This window comes from Streptomyces sp. NPDC048504 (genome assembly GCF_043200035.1).
Taxonomy (GTDB): domain Bacteria; phylum Actinomycetota; class Actinomycetes; order Streptomycetales; family Streptomycetaceae; genus Streptomyces.
Genome location: NZ_JBICXA010000005.1, coordinates 22,084 through 39,725, shown reverse-complemented (window position 1 = coordinate 39,725; position 17,642 = coordinate 22,084). Strand labels below are relative to the sequence as shown.

Sequence of the window (17,642 nt, the reverse complement as noted above, 5' to 3'; positions counted from 1 at the left end):
AGCACCATGACCATTCAGCATCTTCCTGAAGCAGGCGGACCGTTTCGCCTGGGCCGGCATGTCGAGCATGACCCGCGGTCGCTGGCGTTCGCGCACGGTGTGCTGCCCAAGTCTGCGATCAAGTCTGTGGAGTGGGCGCGGCGGATCCCGATCCTGGATCAGGGCTCGTTGGGCTCGTGCACGGGCAACGCGGGTACGGGCGTGCTGGGTACGGACTCGGCCGGCCGTACGGCGTCGACGACGGTCACCATCAGCGCGGGCGGGGCTGCGGCCTCTCACGGCGTGTTCGTGGCTGGGACGTACATCCTGGACGAGGCGTTCGCGGTGTCGCTGTACAAGCTGGCGACGATCCTCGACGGCGTCTCCGGGACGTACCCGCCGACCGACACGGGGTCGACGGGGCTGGGTGTCGCGAAGGCGCTGAAGGCGCTCGGGCTCGCCGGGTCGTACACGCACGCGTTCTCGATCGCGGCGCTGAACTCCGCCGTCCAGTCCGGAGCGGTGCTGCTCGGCATCGTGTGGCCGCAGAGCGCGTTCGACACGGCCAACGACGGTCGGATCCTCATCGACAAGACCTCGCCCATCGCGGGCGGCCACGAGCTGGAGCTGTGCAAGTACGACGCCAGCTCGGGCGAGTACTGGGTGCCGAACTCGTGGAACAGCGCGTGGGGCGATAAGGGGTGGGGCTACTTCACCACGGCGGATCTGACGTGGCTGCTGTCGCAGCAGGGCGACGTCACGGTGCCCGCACTCACTGCTGCCCCTGCTCCGGCGCCAGTGCCTGCTGACCCGGACGTGGCGATGGCACTCGCCACCCGCGACTGGCTCACCGCGAAGGGACTCTGACCATGACCAACCTGTGGATGCCCGGCGCGACCAGACACGCCATCGAGGACACCGGCGCCATGAACGGCGGCCCGGCCCGCGCGGTCTGGCACATCACCTCGAACGCGAAGGACTGGACGTTTGCGGCCGAGCTGGGCTGGTTCACCGGCGGCGGCGCCAGCGTGGCCCCGCACCTGCTGTGGGACCCGTTCACCGGGCAGATCGCGCAGTTCTTCCCCGCGGACTCCCGGTCGCTGTCTCTCCAGAACGACGGATCGGTGAAGACCAACCGGACCGGGAAGTACTGCGTCCAGGTCGAGACCGTGTTCACCGCGGGCGAGACCGTGAACGGCAAGAAGTACGCCACGGTGAAGGACACCCCGTGCAAGGGCCTCGACGCCATCGTGGCGTGGCTGCGATCGCTCGGGATTCCGGACCTGTGGCCGGGCGGCGCGCCGACCGCGTTCGCTCGGGACACCGTCTCGCTCGACACGTGGACCGGCAACGGCGGCCACTACGGGCACCACCAGATTCCCGGCAACACGCACGTGGATCCGGGGCCGATGCCGAACCTGTTCGCGACGACGCCCACCCCGGTGACGCCGTCGACGAAGCCGAAGGTGTCTCTCGCGCACGTCGTCGCCGCGGCGAAGAAGGACCCGGCGGCAGCGCAAGGCCACACCACGTACAAGGCAGACGTCCTCGTCGTGGAGAAGGCGCTGAAGGCGGAGGGCTACCTCGCCGCGGCCTACGTGGATGGCTCGTACGGGTCGCTCACGAAGGACGCGTACGCGAAGTGGCAGCGCCACCTCGGCTACTCGGGGACGGCCGCCGACGGCATCCCCGGCATGACCAGCCTCAAGCAACTCGGCGCGAAGCACGGCTTCGACGTCGTCGCCTGACAGGAGCCCCATCGTGGCGGACCGCCATCCCGGCATCACCCACCTGCTGCGCTACTTCGAGTACGCGCACCTCCCCGAACCCCTCCAGGCCGTCAGCAAGCCGTGCGGCGACCTGGCGCAGCAGCTCGTCGACGCTCTGCCCGATGGGCCTGAGCTGACGGCCGGGCTGCGGAAGTTGCTGGAGGCGAAGGACTGCTTCGTCCGCGCCGCACTCGACACCCTCAAGGAGACCTGACCATGCGCATCTTCGGCAGAGAACCCGTCGCGATCCTCGCGTTCATCGCCATCGCACTCAAGCTCGGCGCCGCCTACGGACTCCACGTGTCCGCCGACCTCCAGACCGCCATCATGGTCACTCTGTCCTGCATCGTCGCCGTCGCCAACGCGTTCATCCTGAAGAACGGCGCCGCGTTCGCCGCGCTCGTCAACCTCGCCCACGCGGGCATCGCGTTGCTCCTCGGCCTCGGCCTGCACATGACGGCCGATCAGCAGGCCCTATGGATGACGCTCATCGAGGGCGGACTCGCCCTCATCGTCGTCCGCCCCCAGGTGACAGCACCGATCACGTCCTTGAAGATCGAGCAGTCCAGCCTCGTCACCGCCGCGTAGGAGGCCCGCTTGGACGCCACCACCCTCGGCGCAGTTCTCGCCTGTGTGGGCGTGCTGTCCGGGAGCGCGGTGGCGTACATCGGGAAGCGGGGAGAGACCCGCAACTCGCTCACGGACCAGCTCCAGGAGGAGCTGACCGCCAAGCGGACAGAACTGGCAGCCCTGACGACAGAGCTCGCAGACCTGCAACAGCTGCGCCGTGACTACCTGATCAGGATCACCGAGCTAGAGATTCAGATCATCCGACTCGGAGGAACTCCCACCCCATGACCCGGACCGAGCGCACGATCGTCCAGCACTGGCGCGGCATCGCCACAGCGTGCGCGATCCTCGCCCTGTTCGGGATCGCCTGGGCCACATGGCACCGCGTCGACGCCTCCGACCAGCGGTACGCGGCCGCCGCCGCAGAGGCGAACAAGCGCGGCGACGCCGTCAGCACGCTGGCGGGGGACGTGCGGGCGCTTCGACAGCAGGTGCGGGCAGCGGGGCAGACACCGGTCGCCCCTGACCCGAGCAAGGCCGTGCCGTCGCTGTCGGCGCGCGCCGAAGTGCCGGTACCGATCCCGGGGCCGTCGGGGGCGCCCGGTTCTCCGGGCCCGACCGGGGCGACGGGAAGCACGGGCGCGAGCGGCCAGCCCGGCACAGCCGGATCGCCCGGAGCGGTCGGTCCGACGGGACCGGCCGGAGCGCAGGGTCCCCCCGGCCCGGCGGGTCCGGCCGGGCAGGATGGGAAGGACGGCGCCGACGGCCAGAATGGGCAGACGTGCCCCGACGGCTATCAGCTGCAAGCCCCGTCGTACGACCCTGATGCGTTGGTGTGCCGGAAGGACGGGGCGCCGCAGCCGTCGAACTCGCCGTCCCCGTCGGCGTCCACGCTGGCGCTGGCGTGGGCCCTGAGCCGCCGCCAGACTTTCTAGGCCGCGCGCACGACGTCGGCCTGCACTGTGGCCGCCCACTCGACGAGCAGCTGCTCGTACCCGCGCCGCTCGGCCTCCGACAGGGTGCCGCCCGTGCGCGACCACAGGGCCCGGATCTCCTCGTTCACCTCGGCAGCAGACCGCACGGAACCAGGCTGACGGTCGGGAGTGGGGGGCATGCGGCAAGTCTACGGACCCCGAACGCAGGCGCGCCCCCTGCGAGTACAGGGGGCGCAACCACCAACTCCACAGCGGGACCGAGGAGTAGCGTTCTGAGTGTCGAGGTCAGAACGAGGAGTCCCAGTATGCCCGAGCACACCGACACCGCATCCCCTCATCCCGGCGACCAGCTCAAAGAACTCCGTCTCGCGAGCGGTCTCACCCAGGAACGCCTCGCCGAACGATCGGGCCTCAGCATCGGAGTGGTGAAAAAGCTCGAGGGCGGCGGCACCGCCCGGGTCGACACCTACCATGCTCTCGCCCGCGCCCTCGGCGTCCGCACGAGCGCCCTCTTCGAATCAGGCGGCCCGCACGCCACGACGCGAGGAGACGACGACAACATCGACCTCATGCCGCTCAGGCAGGCCATCGCTCCCGCCGTCACCTATTCCGGGCGCCTCACCGACACCGTCGCAGTCGATCCGGACCTCGACCGGCTCCGTTCGACTGCCGCCGAGGTCGGTACCGCCTACCACCGTGACCAGTACGGCTATGTCAGCGAGTTCCTCCCCGCCCTCGTCCACGCCTCCCACGCCGCCGTCGCGTACTTCGACAACGGCGCCGAGCACACTGCGGCGGTCCGGATCCGGTCCGACGTGTTGCAGATGGCCGGCCGCTACCTGACTCAGGTCCGCGCCTACGACCTCGCGCACACCGCGCTGCGGGACGCGATCGGCGACGCAGTACGGGCCGACGACATGGGCGGCGTCGCCGCGGCCGTGTACCAGCAGGGCTGGCTGCTGATGCGTCAGGGACGCCTGGACGAGGCCGAGCAGGTGAGCGTCGCGACGGCGGATGCGGTAGAGCCGAGGATCTCCCGGGCGACGAAGACGACGCTCGGCGCCTGGGGGAAGCTCCTCGTCCACGGGAGCGCGGCGGCGGCACGCAACAACAGGCCGTCGGAGGCCCGGGAAATCCTCCGACTGGGACGGACTGCGGGCGTCGCCCTGGGAGGCGGCCAGGCGGTCGCCGTGTCGTCGTGGGGGCGTTTCGACTGGCGCACGGTCGCGTTCCAGGGCATCGAGAACCAGCTCGTCGCGGAAAAACCAGACCGGGTGTTGCGGTTGTCGGAGCGGATGCCGACCCCCACCGACAAGAAGGGCAGGTTGTTCATGCGCAGGCACCTGCTCGATGTGGCGCAGGCGCACGTGATGATGCGGACCCCGGACGAGGCGACCAACATCTTGTGGTCGCTGATGGGCGAGACGCCGGAGTGGCTGCGGCACCAGCGGATGGCCGCCGACACGTTCCATGACGTGATGGGGAAGAGCAAGCGGCGTCGGATGACGTTGAAGGAGCGGGAGCTGACGCAGTTCTTCGGGAGGCGCTGAGAAGGTCCACGGAACGTGTCCGTTACCGCGCGGTCAGGTCTACGAGGTCCACGGAACGTGTCTGTTGTGCTCGGGGAGCGGCTCCTACGGTCGGGTGTGTGAGACGGATCACCGTGATCGGGGAGGCGTGAGCGATGGACACCAGCGCGCACAGACTCACCTTCAAAGGCCACCCAGCAGAGGCTTTCAGGGTCCGCGCCTGGACAGCCGCACACACCGACCACCCAGACGCCCCGACCGTGGCGAATGAACTCTTCATCGCCACCCTCAGCGCAGGCGCGGAGGCCATCGAGGTCACCCTCGCCGCGACCGGCGACGACCTGAAGATCACCGCCGCAACGTCCGAGCGGCTCTTCCTGCGCCACAGCCACGGCCCCGGCTGGCGCATCATCAACGGCCTGTCCCGCATCACCGGAATCACCGCCGACGAGCACGCCGTGTGGGCCCGGCTCTCCGCCGGAGCGGACACATGACGGGCCAGGACGGGACGCCGACCGGGGAGCGGCTGGCTCCCGTGTTCCAGTACTGCCACTGGTGCCGCGGCTTCGCGTCTGACGTCCGCCCCGTCGCCGCGTCCGATGCAGGGAGCGGGCCCCGGCAGCAGAGCTACAGCGCCTGCCCGAGCCACCGTGCACAGCACGGCCTGACCCCGCTCGGGGAGCAGTAGTGCACTCCGACTTCGCAGACCCCATCCCGCTTCTGCACATGCCCCGACCCGAAGAGCTTTCCTCCCAGCGGGTGGAGGGCAGGCGGTGCGTGTGGTGCGGATACGGCAAGCCGGTGGTGAATCTCGGACGCCGAGTCAACGTCGTCGACGCCGCCCTGTACGTCTGGAACCCGCAGGCCTGCCTCGAATGCGTGCGGGAGCAGGCCGCGAAGACGTACGGGGCGCATACCGCCACCTGCGCGTATTGCGAGCCCACCCTGCACTGCGTGGAAGCCCGCGCCCTGCATGCGCTGGGCCATCCGACTCCCGCCGCCCGCGTCGATGCCTCGCGCGGATGGCGGGATGACGGCCGCATATCCCTTGGAGGGGAGGAGCGGCCGTCGAGGTGACCCGCTGCCGCTTTTCTACCCCGAGGGCGGCTGGCGGGTCACCTCACCAGCTCGGCGAGCGGCACGTTCAGGGCGTCGGCGATGAGCAGCAAGTGGTCGAGGAGCGTGGAGTAGGAGCCCTGCTCGATCCGGTTGACCGTCTTGCGGTCGAGGCCGGTGAGTTCGCCGAGTTTCTCCTGGGAGATCTTCGGGTGTTGACGCTCGCGGGCGGCGCGGATGTTGTCTCCGATGGCCTGTCGGCGGGTGAGTACCCAGGCGGGCAGGGGTTCGGATGGCACGCATACACGCTGGTGGGCGCCGTGATCGTTGTCTGTACCATCGTTGGTACATTCGTGAGTGAGCTATCCAGCCACCGCGCAAGGGCCGGAAGAATAAAACGCTCGTTCGAGTGATAGCCCGTATTGACGGTTGTTCAATACTGGCTCCTGGCGAAAAACTGCATTCGCCCCCACGGGACCGGCCGGCCGTCGCTTAGCCCCCCAGGCTGTGGCGGCCGGCCCTGGCGCCCTCTGTCCCCAGACCCCGGACCGAGGGCGCTGTCACTTCCAGTCGATCTGGACCGTGTCCGCATCGAAGTAACCGCCGCCCGGCATCCGCCCCCGCCGCGCGGGATGAACGGTCACCGTCATCAGGTAGTCGATGCTCGCTCGCTTCCTCGACAGATCGAAGTCCGGGCTGTTCCAGAACGTCACCGGGTCCTCGGCGCTGATCAGATCGGCCGCCGGGTTCTTCTTCACCGCCGCGTTCATCTTGTCCTCGGCGGCCTGGAGCCGCGTTCGCGCCGGGCCGGAAGCCGCACGCCACTCCTGCCGGTCCATCTCGCCTTCACCGAACGCCTCAGCCAGATCGTCAAGACGTCGGCGAGCAGCCCGCATCTCGGTCTGCAACGCGCGCACGTCGACGGGCTCCTCGCGCGGACTCAGCAGATCGTGAGCGTTCGGCTGGGACAGCCGGTCCATGAGCTGCATGATGACGTAGCCGTCCAGGTCAGGGAGATCCCGCGTGACGCAGTCCTTGACCCGGCACCGGTACACCGGGCGCGTCCCGCCACCGCGCCGATTCGGCTTCGACGACGCCTTCAGCGTGGCCTCACACACTCCGCACCGATAGATGTTCGACCCGAGGTGCTTACGCGTATTCGGCACCGCCGGGATACGTGCGGGATCTTCGAGCACGGCAACCAAGCTCCGCCACGTCGGCTCATCCAGGAGCGGCATCCAGTCCGCACGGCCGACCACATCACCGCGGTGCTTCATCAGCCCAGCATTCCGGGGCCGCAGCAGGACAGCCCGCAGATTCGGGCCGCGCTGCCTGTTGCCGTGACTCGTGCCCTGGCCGGCCTTTGCGAGCGACTCAGCCAGAGAATTCAAGGAGGTCCCGGACAGAACAGCCTCGGCTGCGTCACGGACTACTGCCGCCTCCGATCCTCCCGCGAGCCGGGCCTCAGTCCCGCAGTCGTCGCATACGCGGGTAACGGTCAGGGTGTCTGTGGCCTCACACGCCTGGCAGATGAGGTTCCGGTTGAACTCGTCGACAGCCCCGCACCCGTCGCACTGCCGACGCGCAGTGAACCCGTCGGGCCCCGTGCGGGCGCAGCCAGGGCACTGGAGCGTGCGGGGGGTGACGCCGTCCGGCTCGTAGCCGAAGGGGCGAGGGCCGCCGGAGTACTCGCCGCGGCCGACCTTCTGATCGCGGGCGCGCCTCGATCGCTCGATCATCCGCTCAACTTCGTAGCGGGCCTGGACGCCGAGCTGCCGGGCGATCATGCGGCCAGTGGCGGTGGACAGGTCAAGCTGCCCGGCCTTGACGGTACGAGTGTCGATGCCGGCGGGCCCGCAGATGTCGATGTACTCCTCGAGCTCCACGGGGGAGCGGTGGAGGCGGTCGGTGTGCCAAGCGAGGACGCATTCGGCTTCGCCGTTGCGGAGGGCGTCGAGCATGGCTTTGTAGTCGGGGCGGGGTTTGCCGGTGTAGGCGGAGAGGTCGTTGTCTTCGAAGACGCGGACGATCTGGTACTCGATCTGTGGGGTGGAGAGCTGCTGTGTGAGGGCGCGGCAGTCGTCTGTTTGGCGTTCGGTGGCGAGGTGGGCGCCTTCGCGGTCTTCGCTGATGCGTGCGTAGATGAAGCAGCGCACGACTTGGCGGACGACTCGGATGGCACTCTCGGCGTGGGTGGGCACGGGCCGAGTCTCCCACGTTAGAGGTGTCTTCGGGGAGAGTTGGGGGTGCCCATCGCATAGCCGCCGACCAGGATCGTCCCGTCGGCCTGGGGGAAGAAGCCGACGGGGTTGGCCTGGGGCTGGCCCTGGGGGTCGACGGTGGCGAGACGCCCCAGTCGCTGTGAGGTGAGGTACGCGCGTTCGGCCTCGGTGAATTCGGTCATGACCGCAGCCAAACACGCCTGCCCGCCGTGCGCATCGGCCTCCGGTCCCAGGCCGCCCTCCGCTCCGCGTCCTACGCCGGACAGGGGACGGGGGGCCCGGCACCGGTGATGCTCCGCCGTCCGCCCGTTCCGGCGTGCCACGGTCGCCTTCCTTGTGGCTGGCGGGGAGAGGCGGAGCGCTCATGGTCGGGGCCGGACGAGTCGTCGTAGGACTGCTGGTGTTCGTGCTGGGCGCGGGAGTTGGAACGGCGGGGATGGCGGGTGCGGCGACAGCCGACGCCTCCGCTCCCAAGGCCTCGGCCCCCGACCCGTTCGGCACCTGGACCGGCACCTGGGAAGCCGCCCCCTCCGGAACCGCCCCGGCCCAGCCCGGCGCCTCGCTCCGCAACGTCGTCCACCTCAGCGTCGGCGGCAGCGCCACCCGTGTCCGGCTCACCAACCGGCTCGGTACCGCGCCCCTCCGCCTCGACGCGGTGACCGTCGCCCTGCGGGAAGCGGGTCCGGACGCCGTGCCCGGTTCGATGCGGGTCGCCACCTTCGGCGGTGCCCGGACGGTCACCATTCCGGCGGGCGCGGATCTGGTCAGTGATCCCGTTCCGCTCGCCGTGCCCGACGCGGCGGACCTGCTCGTCACCGTGCACACGCCCGACGACTCCGGTCCGGCGACCTACCACCGTGCGGCCGGGCAGACCAACTACCGTGCGCCGCAAGGGAATCGGGCCGCCGATGTCGACGGTTCCGGGTACACGGCGACCACCACCTCCTGGTACTACGTCACCGGTGTCGACGTCCTTGACGCCCCGGCGGCCGGCAGTGTCGTCACCTTCGGCGACTCCCTCACCGACGGCAACGGTTCCACCCGTGACGCCAACCACCGCTGGCCCGACCGGCTCGCCGAACGTCTCGGCACCCTGCCTGCGTATCGCCGCCTCGGTGTCCTCAACGCCGGTGTCTCCGGCAACCGGCTGCTGCGCGACGACGTAGGACCGAGTGCCTTGTCCCGTCTCGACGCCGATGCCCTGTCGCGGTCGGGGGTGCGGGTGCTGATCGTCCTCGAAGGCATCAACGACATCAAAGGCACCCCGGCGGCCACCGACCCCGGCGCCTTCGAGAGCGCCTACCGCACCCTCGTGAGCCGCGCCCACGCGCACGGCATCCGCGTCATCGGCGCGACCCTCACGCCGTACGGCGGCAACAGCGGATACACGGCGGCCCGCGAAGCCGTACGGCAGAAGGTCAATGTCTTCATTCGCGGCGGTGGGCCCTTCGACGGGGTGGTCGACTTCGACGCGGCCGTCCGTGATCCGGCGCAGCCGCAGCGGATCCTGCCCGGTTACGACTGCGGCGACCATCTCCACTTCAACGACGCGGGCATGCGGGCGCTCGCCGACACGGTCGACCTGACCGTGCTCAGCTGAGGGTCAGCTCCAGATCACCGCGCCCACCCACGCGCCCATGATCAGCAGGCAGGTGAACAGTTCGGTCAGCACGCTGGAGCCGCCCGAGCGCATCGCCGTACGGAGGGAGGCCATGGCGTCGCCGTGGCGGCCCAGGCGCAGGCGTTCGTGGAGGTAGATGCCGGCCATGAAGCCGGGGATCGCGCCGAGCACGGGGATCAGGACGAAGCCGAGGAACGCGCCGGCACCGGCGTACACGCCCATTCGGGGGGTCGCGCCGCTCGCACGCAGGCGGCGGGGCGGGAGGGCCCAGCGGATCACCTGGGAGAGGAAGAGGACGACCGTGGCGCCCACGAGGACGCCCCAGGACACCGGCTGCGGGTCCTTCAGCGCCCACCACAGGACCGCGGCCCACACCAGCCACGACCCCGGCACTCCGGGCACCAAGACTCCGCACAGGCCGAGCAGGATGACGACGCCGACCAGGAGGAGTTCACCCACTCCCATCTGTCCAGCCTGCGGGATCCCGGGTGAAACCGCAGGTCAGGTACGGGCCACCCAGCCTCGTTCGTAGGCGTGCCAGCCCAGTTGCAGCCGGGTCGTGACGCCGGTCAGCTCCATCAGGCGCTTCACCCGGCGCTGGACCGTCCTGAGGCCCAGGTCGAGCTGTTTCGCGACGCTGGCGTCGGTCAGCCCGGCCAGCAGCAGGGACAGCACCTCCAGGTCGGTGGCGTCGGGGCCGTCGGGGTTCTGCTCGATGGGGCCGGACGTGCCGAGGCGCAGGGGGAGGGCGTCCCGCCAGACCGACTCGAAGAGTCCGGAGAGCAGTTCCAGCAGGCCGCTCGCGTGCACGACGAGTGCGGCGGGTTCCGCGGTGTGCGAGGTCAGCGGCACCATCGCGAGGGTCCGGTCGGCGACCACCAGTTTGGTCGGCACCTTGTCGACCACCCGCACCTGTTCGTCGCGGTTGAGCGCGGCGGTGAGTTCGGTGATGCCGTCCGGCTGGTCGAGTACGGCGCGTTCGAGGACGACCCGGTAGCGGACCCCGCGGTCGGCGGCCTGTTCCTCCGCGTCGTTCTCCATGCCGGTGACGGCGACCGGGGTCCCGGTGACCAGCGCGCAGACCTCTTCGGTGGCGCCGAGCTGGAGCTGGAGGAAGCGCTGGGTGACGGCCGCGGCGCCGATCACCACCTCCACCAGGTCGTGTACGGCGGGTTCGGCGGCGGTGGCGCGGTACTCCTCGGCGAGCAGCGCGGCGGCGAGTTCCGCCTTCTCCAGTTCGTGGCGCTGCTGGGTGAGCAGCGCGCCGAGGGCGACCCCGGGCGGGGCGGCGACCCAGCGGCCGGGGCGGGCCGAGGACTGGGCCGCGAGTCCGTGCCGTTCCAGGCGGCGCAGGGCGCGCTCGGTGTCGTACTCGCCGATGGTCAGCCGTCGGGCGAGATCGGGCACGTCCGCGGCGCCGACGGACACCAGTGCCCGGTACGCCGACTCGTGTGCCTCGTCCAGGCCTATCGCTCCCAGCACCAGGTGCCGCCTCTCCCCGAAGACCCCGTCGCGTCCCGCGGGCCGTGGCGGAAAACAGCCACGGCGCAAAACCGCCTCGGCACATCATCGCCGTACCACCCGTCACTCTGCCAAGGTTGCGCCACTGGGGCATCAACTGTCGCCCGTAATGCCGGTATTGGTCCTTCTTGGCCTGCGGGTTCGCGCGCGGTGGGTCATGGGGGAGTCAGGCGCGAATCACAGGGGGGCTTCAGGAAAGCCGGTCACACTCGGGACCGGGTGGGCCGAACCCGCGACGGGATTCGGTCACTTGGAACGTGACCCGGGCCCATGACGTGCGCCGGCACGCAGGGGAGTTGGGGCCGGGTCACTCAGTTGTCGCCGGGCGGTCCTCCCGTGGGGGGTGGGACCGCCCGGCGGCCTGTTTCATCCTGTGGCGGACGGGTGTTCGGCAGGTCATCCGACACGCCGTTCGAGGAGGGGTTCGCGCCCGTTTTTCCGGACGCCCCGTTTCCAACTGGCCCGCGCGGTGGACAATTAGGGGCATGAGCCAGCAGGGGGGATCGCCGACCGGTCACGAGGACGACTGGTGGAGCCAGCTGTACGACGACACCGCGGAGGACACGGGGCCCACGGCCGCGGGCGACTCCGTCGACGACCGGTTCGCTTCGGCGGCGGGGACAGTGGGGGTGCCTCCGTCGGACGATCGGGAGCGTCCAGTGGGCCCGGGTGTCCCGGGGCCCCGCGCGACAGCCCGGCCCAACTCCGGGCCGCCTGCCCCTCGGGGTGACGCGGCGGGTGCTGGTGCGCCGGGTGACCGCCCAACCGTAGCCACTGGCGATGGCGCCTCGTCGTCATCAGTTCCGGGGGGTGGCGGCTCGGATCGGTACGGCGAGCCTCCGAAGTTCACACCTGTGGCGCCGACCGCTCCCGGCGCGGACCCGAGCGTTGAGCCTCCGGTGATCACGCCGTTTCCCGCGACCGCTCCCCGCGCGGACCCGCATGACGAGCCTCCGCTGTTCACGCCCGTGGCCCCCGAAGCCCCCGACGACAAGGCCCCTCCCGCGCCGCCCCGGCAGGTCCCGCACGAGGACACACAGCCCGACCTCCCGCAGGCCGACACTCAGCGGCCCGCCGGTGCGGAGCTTCGGCCCGCGCATCCGCAGCGACCGGCGGCGCCCGTACCTCCTGCCGACAACCCCGTCGTCGGTCCGGGGGACCTGCGTCCGGATGGGCTTTCCGCTCCGTCGTCGGCGGCGGTTCCCGCGCGCCCTGCCGAGGATCCCACCGGGGCTCCGCAGCCTCTCCGTCCGGATGATCCGTCTTCCCCGCGCCCCTATGCGCAGTCATCGGCTGTTCCCGCGCCCCCTGCCGACAACCCCGCCGGCGCTCCGGAGAACCTCCGCCCGGACGGGCCGTCCGCCTCGCAGCCGTCGGCGGCTCCCGCCCGCCCTGCTGGCGATCCCAGCGGCCTCCGTCCGGAGGGCCCGGCCTCAGCGCGCCCTTACGCGCAGCCATCGTCCGTTCCCGCACCTCCTGCCGACAGCCCGGTCGTCGCGCCGAGGGACCCGCGGCCAGACGGCCCGTCCAGCCCGCGCTCCTATCCGCAGGCATCGGCCGCGCCCGTACCCCCTGCCGACAGTCCCACCGCAGCTCCGGAGGACCTCCGTCCCGACGGGCAGGCCGCTCCGAACCCCACCCCCTATCCGCAACCCCCGGCCACCCCCGCACCCCCCACCACCGCCCCGCAATCCCCGCACCCGGAGCGCCCGTTCGACCCGCGCCCCTACCCGCAGCCGCCGGCCGCGCCCGCGCCCTTCGGCGACAACCCCGCCCCTGCTTCGGAGGCCCCCCGTCCGTATCCCTCAGCCGCCCCCCAACCCCTCCCGCTCGCCCCGCCCCCCAACCTCCCCGCTCTCGCACCGCCGCCCACCTCCCTCACCGTCGACTACGTAGGCTCCGGACCCCCCACCTACGACGCCGAGCCCACCGCTCTCCCGCTCGCTGATCCGGATGAGCTCGACGATCTGGTCGCGGACACCGTGTTGGACGGGGCGCGGTACGGGGCGAGCACGATCAGGGCTGTTTCTGTGCGGGGGGACTCCGCGCGGTTCAGGGGGGAGCCGCGGCGGGACTCGTTGCTGACCGCGCGGTTCGGGGTCGGGGAGCAGGCGTTGGTGCTGGTGGCGATGGCCACCGGGGCCCGGGCCACGCCGGGGGCGCATCGGGCCGCCGCCGAGGCCTGCGACTGGATCGCGCGGGCCGTGGGGCGGAGCCATGCGCGGCTCTCCGAGGACATAAGGGCTGCCCGGCGCGGGGATCTGAAGTCGGGGCTGCATCGGCTCACCGACCGCAGCCTCGGCAAGCTCCGCGCCAGCGCCGCCGAACAGGGCATCGACCCCGAGGAGTACTCGGCCGGCCTGCGGTGTCTTCTGCTGCCCGCCCACCCGGAGTGCCGTACCCGGGTCTTCTTCGGGGTCGGGCCCGGCGGGCTGTTCCGGTTGCGGAACGGTGAGTGGCAGGACATCGAGCCCACCGTCGGCGACCTGAGCGGCGAGGCCGTCGTCGGGTTCGGGTCGCAGCCCGCCGAGACGCCCGAGGGCGACCGGCTCACCATGGATCTTGGGATTCCGACGCCTCCGAGCCCGTACGAACCCGCCCCCGAGCCGCCCCGCGAACCCTTCCGCTTCCGGGCCTCCGTGGCCCGCCCGGGCGACACGCTGTTGATGTGCACCGGCGGGCTCGCGGAACCATTGCGCGGCGAGCCCGAGCTGTCCGCGCATCTGGCGGGGCGGTGGTCCGGGTCCACCCCGCCGGGCCTCGCCGCGTTCCTCGCCGACACCCAAGTGCGGGTCAAGGGTTATGCCGACGACCGCACGGCCGCCGCCGTTTGGGAGGCGTGAGCGCCGAGGCTGTGAATTCATGGAACCCAGAGGGATCCGTAGGACACAGGAAACCGAAGGGCACGCGAGAACCATGGCCAAGCAGAACGTTGCCGAACAGTTCGTCGACATCCTCGTCCGCGCCGGAGTCAAGCGCCTCTACGGCGTCGTCGGCGACAGCCTCAACCCGGTCGTCGACGCGATCCGCCGCAACTCCGCCATCGACTGGATCCACGTACGGCACGAGGAGACCGCCGCCTTCGCCGCCGGCGCCGAAGCACAGATAACGGGGAAGCTCACGGCCTGCGCCGGCTCCTGCGGCCCCGGAAACCTGCACCTCATCAACGGCCTCTACGACGCCCACCGTTCCATGGCCCCGGTCCTCGCCCTCGCCTCGCAGATCCCGTCCAGCGAGATCGGCCTCGGGTATTTCCAGGAGACCCACCCCGACCGGCTCTTCCAGGAGTGCAGTCACTACAGCGAACTCATCTCCAACCCGAAGCAGATGCCCCGGCTGCTGCAGACCGCCATCCAGCATGCTGTCGGGCAGTCCGGTGTCAGCGTCGTCTCCCTCCCTGGCGACATCGCCTCCGAGCCCGCCCCGGACAGGGCCGCCGAGACCGCTCTCGTCACCTCCCGCCCCTCCGTCCGCCCCGGCGACGCCGAGATCGAGAAGCTCGTCGAGATGATCGACGCGGCGGAGAAGGTCACCCTGTTCTGCGGCAGCGGCACCGCCGGCGCGCACGCCGAGGTCATGGAGTTCGCCGGGAAGATCAAGTCCCCGGTCGGACACGCCTTGCGGGGCAAGGAGTGGATTCAGTATGACAACCCCTTCGATGTGGGGATGAGTGGTCTGCTCGGCTACGGCGCCGCCTACGAAGCCACCCACGAGTGCGACCTGCTCATCCTCATCGGCACCGACTTCCCGTACAACGCGTTCCTCCCCGACGACGTGAAGATCGCCCAGATCGACGTACGGCCCGAACACCTCGGCCGGCGTTCGAAGTTGGACCTCGCGGTGTGGGGCGACGCGAAGGAGACGCTGCGCTGTCTCACCCCGCGGGTGAAGCCGAAGGGGGACCGGAAGTTCCTCGACCGGATGCTCAAGAAGCACGCCGACGCGCTGGAAGGCGTCGTCAAGGCGTACACGCGGAAGGTCGAGAAGCACGTACCGATCCATCCCGAGTACGTGGCCGCCGTGGTCGACGAACTCGCCGACGAGGACGCCGTGTTCACCGTCGACACGGGGATGTGCAATGTCTGGGCCGCGCGCTACATCACGCCCAACGGCCGCCGCCGCATCATCGGTTCGTTCTCCCACGGCTCGATGGCGAACGCGCTGCCGATGGCGATCGGCGCCCAGTTCACCGACACCGGGCGGCAGGTCGTGTCGATGTCGGGCGACGGCGGATTCTCCATGCTGATGGGCGACTTCCTCACCCTCGTCCAGTACGACCTGCCGGTGAAGGTCGTCCTGTTCAACAACTCCTCCCTGGGCATGGTCGAGTTGGAGATGCTGGTCGCCGGTCTCCCGTCGTACGGCACCACCAACAAGAACCCCGACTTCGCCGCCGTGGCACGCGCCTGCGGTGCCTACGGTGTGCGGGTCGAGAAGCCCAAGGACCTCGAAGGCGCCCTGAAGGCAGCGTTCAAGCACAACGGCCCGGCCCTCGTCGACGTCGTCACCGATCCCAACGCCCTGTCCATCCCGCCGAAGATCAGCGCCGAGATGGTCACCGGGTTCGCGCTGTCGGCCTCAAAGATCGTGCTGGACGGGGGAGTCGGCCGGATGCTGCAGATGGCCCGCTCCAACATCCGCAACGTGCCCCGGCCTTAGACCCGTCGGGTCCTAACCGTCGTACGGCGCCCACCCGTTCGACGAGTACCAGAGGTGCCGCAGGCCCTTGATGCCGCTTGTGCGGAACGGCCTGCCGTGGTCGTCGACGCGGAGCGTGCCGGTGCGGCCCTGGGAGGACCAGTCGAGTTCGAGGTACCAGCGGCAGTCGCAGGTCTGGGTCTGCGCCTTGACGAGCAGCACCTCGGGGTCCTGTGCGGAGACCCGGTACGGCAGGTGCACCGCCGGGGCCGGTGTGCCCAGGGTGCTCCCGGCGAACGGGCGGGCCAGCGGGCGGCGGGCGTCCAGGTCCACGCCGAAGTAGCGGGGGCTGACCTCGCCGCCGCAGCCCTGGTCCATGGCGTACGCGGTGCCGTGGGCCGGGGAGGCCCGGCCCACGACCCGAACGCGCAGCGCCTCCAGGACGACCGCCGTGGACGTCCGCCCCTGCACCGAGATCTCGACGTTCGTCTCCCGCCCGTGCACCGCGTGCTGTTGCGCCGCCCAGGCCCCGGCGTCCTCGGGAGCCGGGGGCGGCGGAACCTGCCCGGGTGACTTGTCGACGACGTAGTCGTGACTGCAATTGAGGGCCCACACCTGGGAGTTGGCGGTCCAGGTGAGGGGAGCGGGAAGGGCGGAAGGCGAGGACTTGGCTGTGGCGCCGGGCTTGGACCTGGGCGTGTCGTGCGTGGACACCGCCGACAGGCTGCCCCACACCGCGAGCACCGCGCACACGGCGGCGGCCGTCAGCGTGAGCCGCCGCCGGTACCAGGGCGCTCGGGCCGCGGGGTCAGGAGCCGCGTCCGGTGTTGGAACCGGACTCTCCACCGGAGGCTCCGCATCCCGTCGCCGCTGTCGCGCCGCCACCGCCAGGATCCAGTACCGGTGCAGCTCCAGCCGTTCCTCCGGGGTCGCCCCGCACAGCGCCGCGAACCGTTCGACGGGCGCGAAGTCCAGGGGGACCGCCTCGCCGACGCAGTAGCGGTGCAGGGTCGACGCGTTCATGTTCAGGCGGCGGGCCAGCTGGCTGTAGCTGCGGTCCGTGCGTGCCTTCAGGCGCCGTAGCAGCGCCGCGAACTCCTCGACATCCTTGTCGTTGGCCTCGCCCGACACCGTTCCCCCCGTGCGTGTCGCGTCCCAGGACGGCATCCCAGGGACTCCTCATATCAGGAGGTCAGACGGGGTGGGACGGTTCCACCGTCGCGGGGTCGGTGTCGGTCATTGCGGTCGCCGCCGCCGTACGGCGAAGCTCGGTCCGACCACAGCACGGCACCGAACCGAACGGGGAAACACACGTGAACAGCAAGAAGGCCACGCGCCGCACCGCCCTCGCCGCCGGCCTCGCCCTCGCCCTCGGGCTGGGTGTGGCGGCCCAGGCCTCCGCCGGCGCCCCGCGCACCGTGAGCGGCTCGCCGGACGACAACATCACCCGCATCGCCGACTTCTACGGCGCCTACATCGACGCCGAGAGCGACCTGGACAACGGCGGCGGCAAGCTCGCCACGGAGCTGCGCACCTACTACCTCACCCCCGCCTACCTGAAGAAGCTGAAGGCCTGGGAGGCGAAGAACCACGCGGACGGCGTTCTCCTGGCGCAGAACACGCCGATGAGTTGGAAGGTCACCGACAAAGGCACCGCCGACTACACCGAGGCCGCGATCACTCTGACGTGGGGTGGCGGGGACACCAGCAAGCTGGTCGTCGACATGACCCGCACGACCCACAAGATCATCCACATCGGCACGAAGGGCATCGGCGGCAAGTAGGCCCCGTAGAGGGGGCGT

At 70.5% G+C, this 17,642-nt stretch carries 20 protein-coding genes and 1 pseudogene; 14 read left to right on the top strand and 7 right to left on the bottom strand.

The window, feature by feature from the left end; translation table 11 throughout:
• Positions 1-6 precede the first annotated feature (6 nt).
• The 6 genes from ACGFY9_RS13840 to ACGFY9_RS13815 are packed head-to-tail and all read left to right on the top strand — an operon-like array spanning position 7 to position 3,253.
• On the top strand, positions 7-846 hold the full coding sequence (locus ACGFY9_RS13840) for a C1 family peptidase (protein ID WP_393753931.1): 840 nt from the start codon (positions 7-9) through the stop codon (positions 844-846).
• 2 nt (positions 847-848) lie between these two features.
• A complete protein-coding gene (locus ACGFY9_RS13835) occupies positions 849-1,727 on the top strand; it encodes an endolysin (RefSeq protein WP_393753930.1) in 879 nt (292 codons plus the stop codon).
• 13 nt (positions 1,728-1,740) lie between these two features.
• On the top strand, positions 1,741-1,962 hold the full coding sequence (locus ACGFY9_RS13830; protein ID WP_393753929.1) for a hypothetical protein: 222 nt from the start codon (positions 1,741-1,743) through the stop codon (positions 1,960-1,962).
• Positions 1,963-1,964: 2 nt separating this feature from the next.
• Positions 1,965-2,336, top strand: a complete 372-nt coding sequence (locus tag ACGFY9_RS13825; RefSeq protein WP_393753928.1) for a hypothetical protein — start codon at positions 1,965-1,967, stop codon at positions 2,334-2,336.
• 9 nt (positions 2,337-2,345) lie between these two features.
• Positions 2,346-2,606: a hypothetical protein gene (locus tag ACGFY9_RS13820; RefSeq protein WP_393753927.1), complete on the top strand. Its 261-nt coding sequence runs from the start codon at positions 2,346-2,348 to the stop codon at positions 2,604-2,606.
• The gene (locus tag ACGFY9_RS13815; RefSeq protein WP_393753926.1) at positions 2,603-3,253 is read left to right on the top strand and encodes a collagen-like protein; all 651 of its coding nucleotides are present in this window, start codon (positions 2,603-2,605) and stop codon (positions 3,251-3,253) included. The genes ACGFY9_RS13820 and ACGFY9_RS13815 overlap by 4 nt, the downstream gene beginning before the upstream one ends.
• Here the strand turns inward: ACGFY9_RS13815 and ACGFY9_RS13810 are convergent.
• A complete protein-coding gene (locus tag ACGFY9_RS13810) occupies positions 3,250-3,432 on the bottom strand; it encodes a hypothetical protein (protein ID WP_393753925.1) in 183 nt (60 codons plus the stop codon). The two genes, ACGFY9_RS13815 and ACGFY9_RS13810, sit on opposite strands and share 4 nt — an antisense overlap.
• A gap of 126 nt (positions 3,433-3,558) precedes the next feature.
• Between ACGFY9_RS13810 and ACGFY9_RS13805 the strand changes: the two genes are divergently transcribed.
• The 4 genes from ACGFY9_RS13805 to ACGFY9_RS13790 all read left to right on the top strand — a co-directional run bounded on the left by ACGFY9_RS13805 (position 3,559) and on the right by ACGFY9_RS13790 (position 5,859).
• Entirely contained in the window at positions 3,559-4,803 is a 1,245-nt protein-coding gene (locus tag ACGFY9_RS13805; protein WP_393753924.1) for a helix-turn-helix domain-containing protein, read from the top strand.
• 239 nt (positions 4,804-5,042) lie between these two features.
• Complete coding sequence (locus ACGFY9_RS13800; protein WP_393753923.1) at positions 5,043-5,276, top strand: hypothetical protein; 234 nt, start codon at positions 5,043-5,045, stop codon at positions 5,274-5,276.
• Positions 5,273-5,470: a hypothetical protein gene (locus tag ACGFY9_RS13795; protein ID WP_393753922.1), complete on the top strand. Its 198-nt coding sequence runs from the start codon at positions 5,273-5,275 to the stop codon at positions 5,468-5,470. Before ACGFY9_RS13800 ends, ACGFY9_RS13795 begins: the two co-directional genes overlap by 4 nt.
• Positions 5,471-5,508: 38 nt before the next feature.
• Entirely contained in the window at positions 5,509-5,859 is a 351-nt protein-coding gene (locus ACGFY9_RS13790; protein ID WP_393753921.1) for a hypothetical protein, read from the top strand.
• A 38-nt stretch (positions 5,860-5,897) separates the two neighbouring features.
• Here ACGFY9_RS13790 and ACGFY9_RS13785 read toward each other — a convergent pair whose 3' ends face one another.
• From ACGFY9_RS13785 to ACGFY9_RS13775, 3 genes and pseudogenes are all read right to left on the bottom strand, one after another.
• Positions 5,898-6,137 carry a helix-turn-helix domain-containing protein gene (locus ACGFY9_RS13785; protein ID WP_393753920.1) on the bottom strand — a complete coding sequence of 80 codons (240 nt, stop codon included), beginning with the start codon at positions 6,135-6,137 and terminating at the stop codon, positions 5,898-5,900.
• 261 nt (positions 6,138-6,398) lie between these two features.
• On the bottom strand, positions 6,399-8,039 hold the full coding sequence (locus ACGFY9_RS13780) for a recombinase family protein (protein ID WP_393753919.1): 1,641 nt from the start codon (positions 8,037-8,039) through the stop codon (positions 6,399-6,401).
• Positions 8,040-8,086: 47 nt separating this feature from the next.
• A pseudogene (locus ACGFY9_RS13775) lies at positions 8,087-8,242 on the bottom strand (pyridoxamine 5'-phosphate oxidase family protein); the annotation flags it as partial.
• Between the two features lie 182 nt (positions 8,243-8,424).
• Here ACGFY9_RS13775 and ACGFY9_RS13770 point away from each other — a divergent pair.
• A complete protein-coding gene (locus ACGFY9_RS13770; RefSeq protein ID WP_393753918.1) occupies positions 8,425-9,660 on the top strand; it encodes an SGNH/GDSL hydrolase family protein in 1,236 nt (411 codons plus the stop codon).
• A 3-nt stretch (positions 9,661-9,663) separates the two neighbouring features.
• Here the strand turns inward: ACGFY9_RS13770 and ACGFY9_RS13765 are convergent, their stop codons facing one another.
• Positions 9,664-10,146, bottom strand: coding sequence for a DUF456 domain-containing protein (locus ACGFY9_RS13765; RefSeq protein ID WP_393753917.1), 483 nt, complete (start codon positions 10,144-10,146; stop codon positions 9,664-9,666).
• Positions 10,147-10,182: 36 nt separating this feature from the next.
• The gene (locus tag ACGFY9_RS13760) at positions 10,183-11,163 is read right to left on the bottom strand and encodes a helix-turn-helix domain-containing protein (protein ID WP_393753916.1); all 981 of its coding nucleotides are present in this window, start codon (positions 11,161-11,163) and stop codon (positions 10,183-10,185) included.
• Positions 11,164-13,280: 2,117 nt separating this feature from the next.
• Between ACGFY9_RS13760 and ACGFY9_RS13755 the strand changes: the two genes are divergently transcribed.
• Positions 13,281-14,045 (top strand): protein phosphatase 2C domain-containing protein, encoded by a 765-nt coding sequence (locus tag ACGFY9_RS13755; RefSeq protein WP_393753915.1) that lies wholly within the window; start codon positions 13,281-13,283, stop codon positions 14,043-14,045.
• Positions 14,046-14,118: 73 nt separating this feature from the next.
• Positions 14,119-15,861, top strand: coding sequence for a pyruvate dehydrogenase (locus tag ACGFY9_RS13750; protein ID WP_393753914.1), 1,743 nt, complete (start codon positions 14,119-14,121; stop codon positions 15,859-15,861).
• Between the two features lie 12 nt (positions 15,862-15,873).
• On the opposite strand, the gene ACGFY9_RS13745 is transcribed toward ACGFY9_RS13750, so the two are convergent.
• On the bottom strand, positions 15,874-17,007 hold the full coding sequence (locus tag ACGFY9_RS13745; RefSeq protein ID WP_393753913.1) for a helix-turn-helix domain-containing protein: 1,134 nt from the start codon (positions 17,005-17,007) through the stop codon (positions 15,874-15,876).
• 146 nt (positions 17,008-17,153) lie between these two features.
• Between ACGFY9_RS13745 and ACGFY9_RS13740 the strand changes: the two genes are divergently transcribed.
• Entirely contained in the window at positions 17,154-17,624 is a 471-nt protein-coding gene (locus ACGFY9_RS13740) for a hypothetical protein (protein WP_393753912.1), read from the top strand.
• The last annotated feature ends 18 nt before the right edge of the window (positions 17,625-17,642 follow it).

Excerpts from the sequence above, each read along its gene's own strand:
- ACGFY9_RS13840 (WP_393753931.1), top strand. The coding sequence starts at position 7 with ATGACCATTCAGCATCTTCCTGAAGCAGGCGGACCGTTTCGCCTGGGC.
- ACGFY9_RS13835 (WP_393753930.1), top strand. The coding sequence starts at position 849 with ATGACCAACCTGTGGATGCCCGGCGCGACCAGACACGCCATCGAGGAC.
- ACGFY9_RS13825 (WP_393753928.1), top strand. The coding sequence starts at position 1,965 with ATGCGCATCTTCGGCAGAGAACCCGTCGCGATCCTCGCGTTCATCGCC.
- ACGFY9_RS13815 (WP_393753926.1), top strand. The coding sequence starts at position 2,603 with ATGACCCGGACCGAGCGCACGATCGTCCAGCACTGGCGCGGCATCGCC.
- ACGFY9_RS13810 (WP_393753925.1), bottom strand. The coding sequence starts at position 3,432 with ATGCCCCCCACTCCCGACCGTCAGCCTGGTTCCGTGCGGTCTGCTGCC.
- ACGFY9_RS13805 (WP_393753924.1), top strand. The coding sequence starts at position 3,559 with ATGCCCGAGCACACCGACACCGCATCCCCTCATCCCGGCGACCAGCTC.
- ACGFY9_RS13795 (WP_393753922.1), top strand. The coding sequence starts at position 5,273 with ATGACGGGCCAGGACGGGACGCCGACCGGGGAGCGGCTGGCTCCCGTG.
- ACGFY9_RS13790 (WP_393753921.1), top strand. The coding sequence starts at position 5,509 with ATGCCCCGACCCGAAGAGCTTTCCTCCCAGCGGGTGGAGGGCAGGCGG.
- ACGFY9_RS13770 (WP_393753918.1), top strand. The coding sequence starts at position 8,425 with ATGGTCGGGGCCGGACGAGTCGTCGTAGGACTGCTGGTGTTCGTGCTG.
- ACGFY9_RS13765 (WP_393753917.1), bottom strand. The coding sequence starts at position 10,146 with ATGGGAGTGGGTGAACTCCTCCTGGTCGGCGTCGTCATCCTGCTCGGC.
- ACGFY9_RS13750 (WP_393753914.1), top strand. The coding sequence starts at position 14,119 with ATGGCCAAGCAGAACGTTGCCGAACAGTTCGTCGACATCCTCGTCCGC.
- ACGFY9_RS13745 (WP_393753913.1), bottom strand. The coding sequence starts at position 17,007 with ATGCCGTCCTGGGACGCGACACGCACGGGGGGAACGGTGTCGGGCGAG.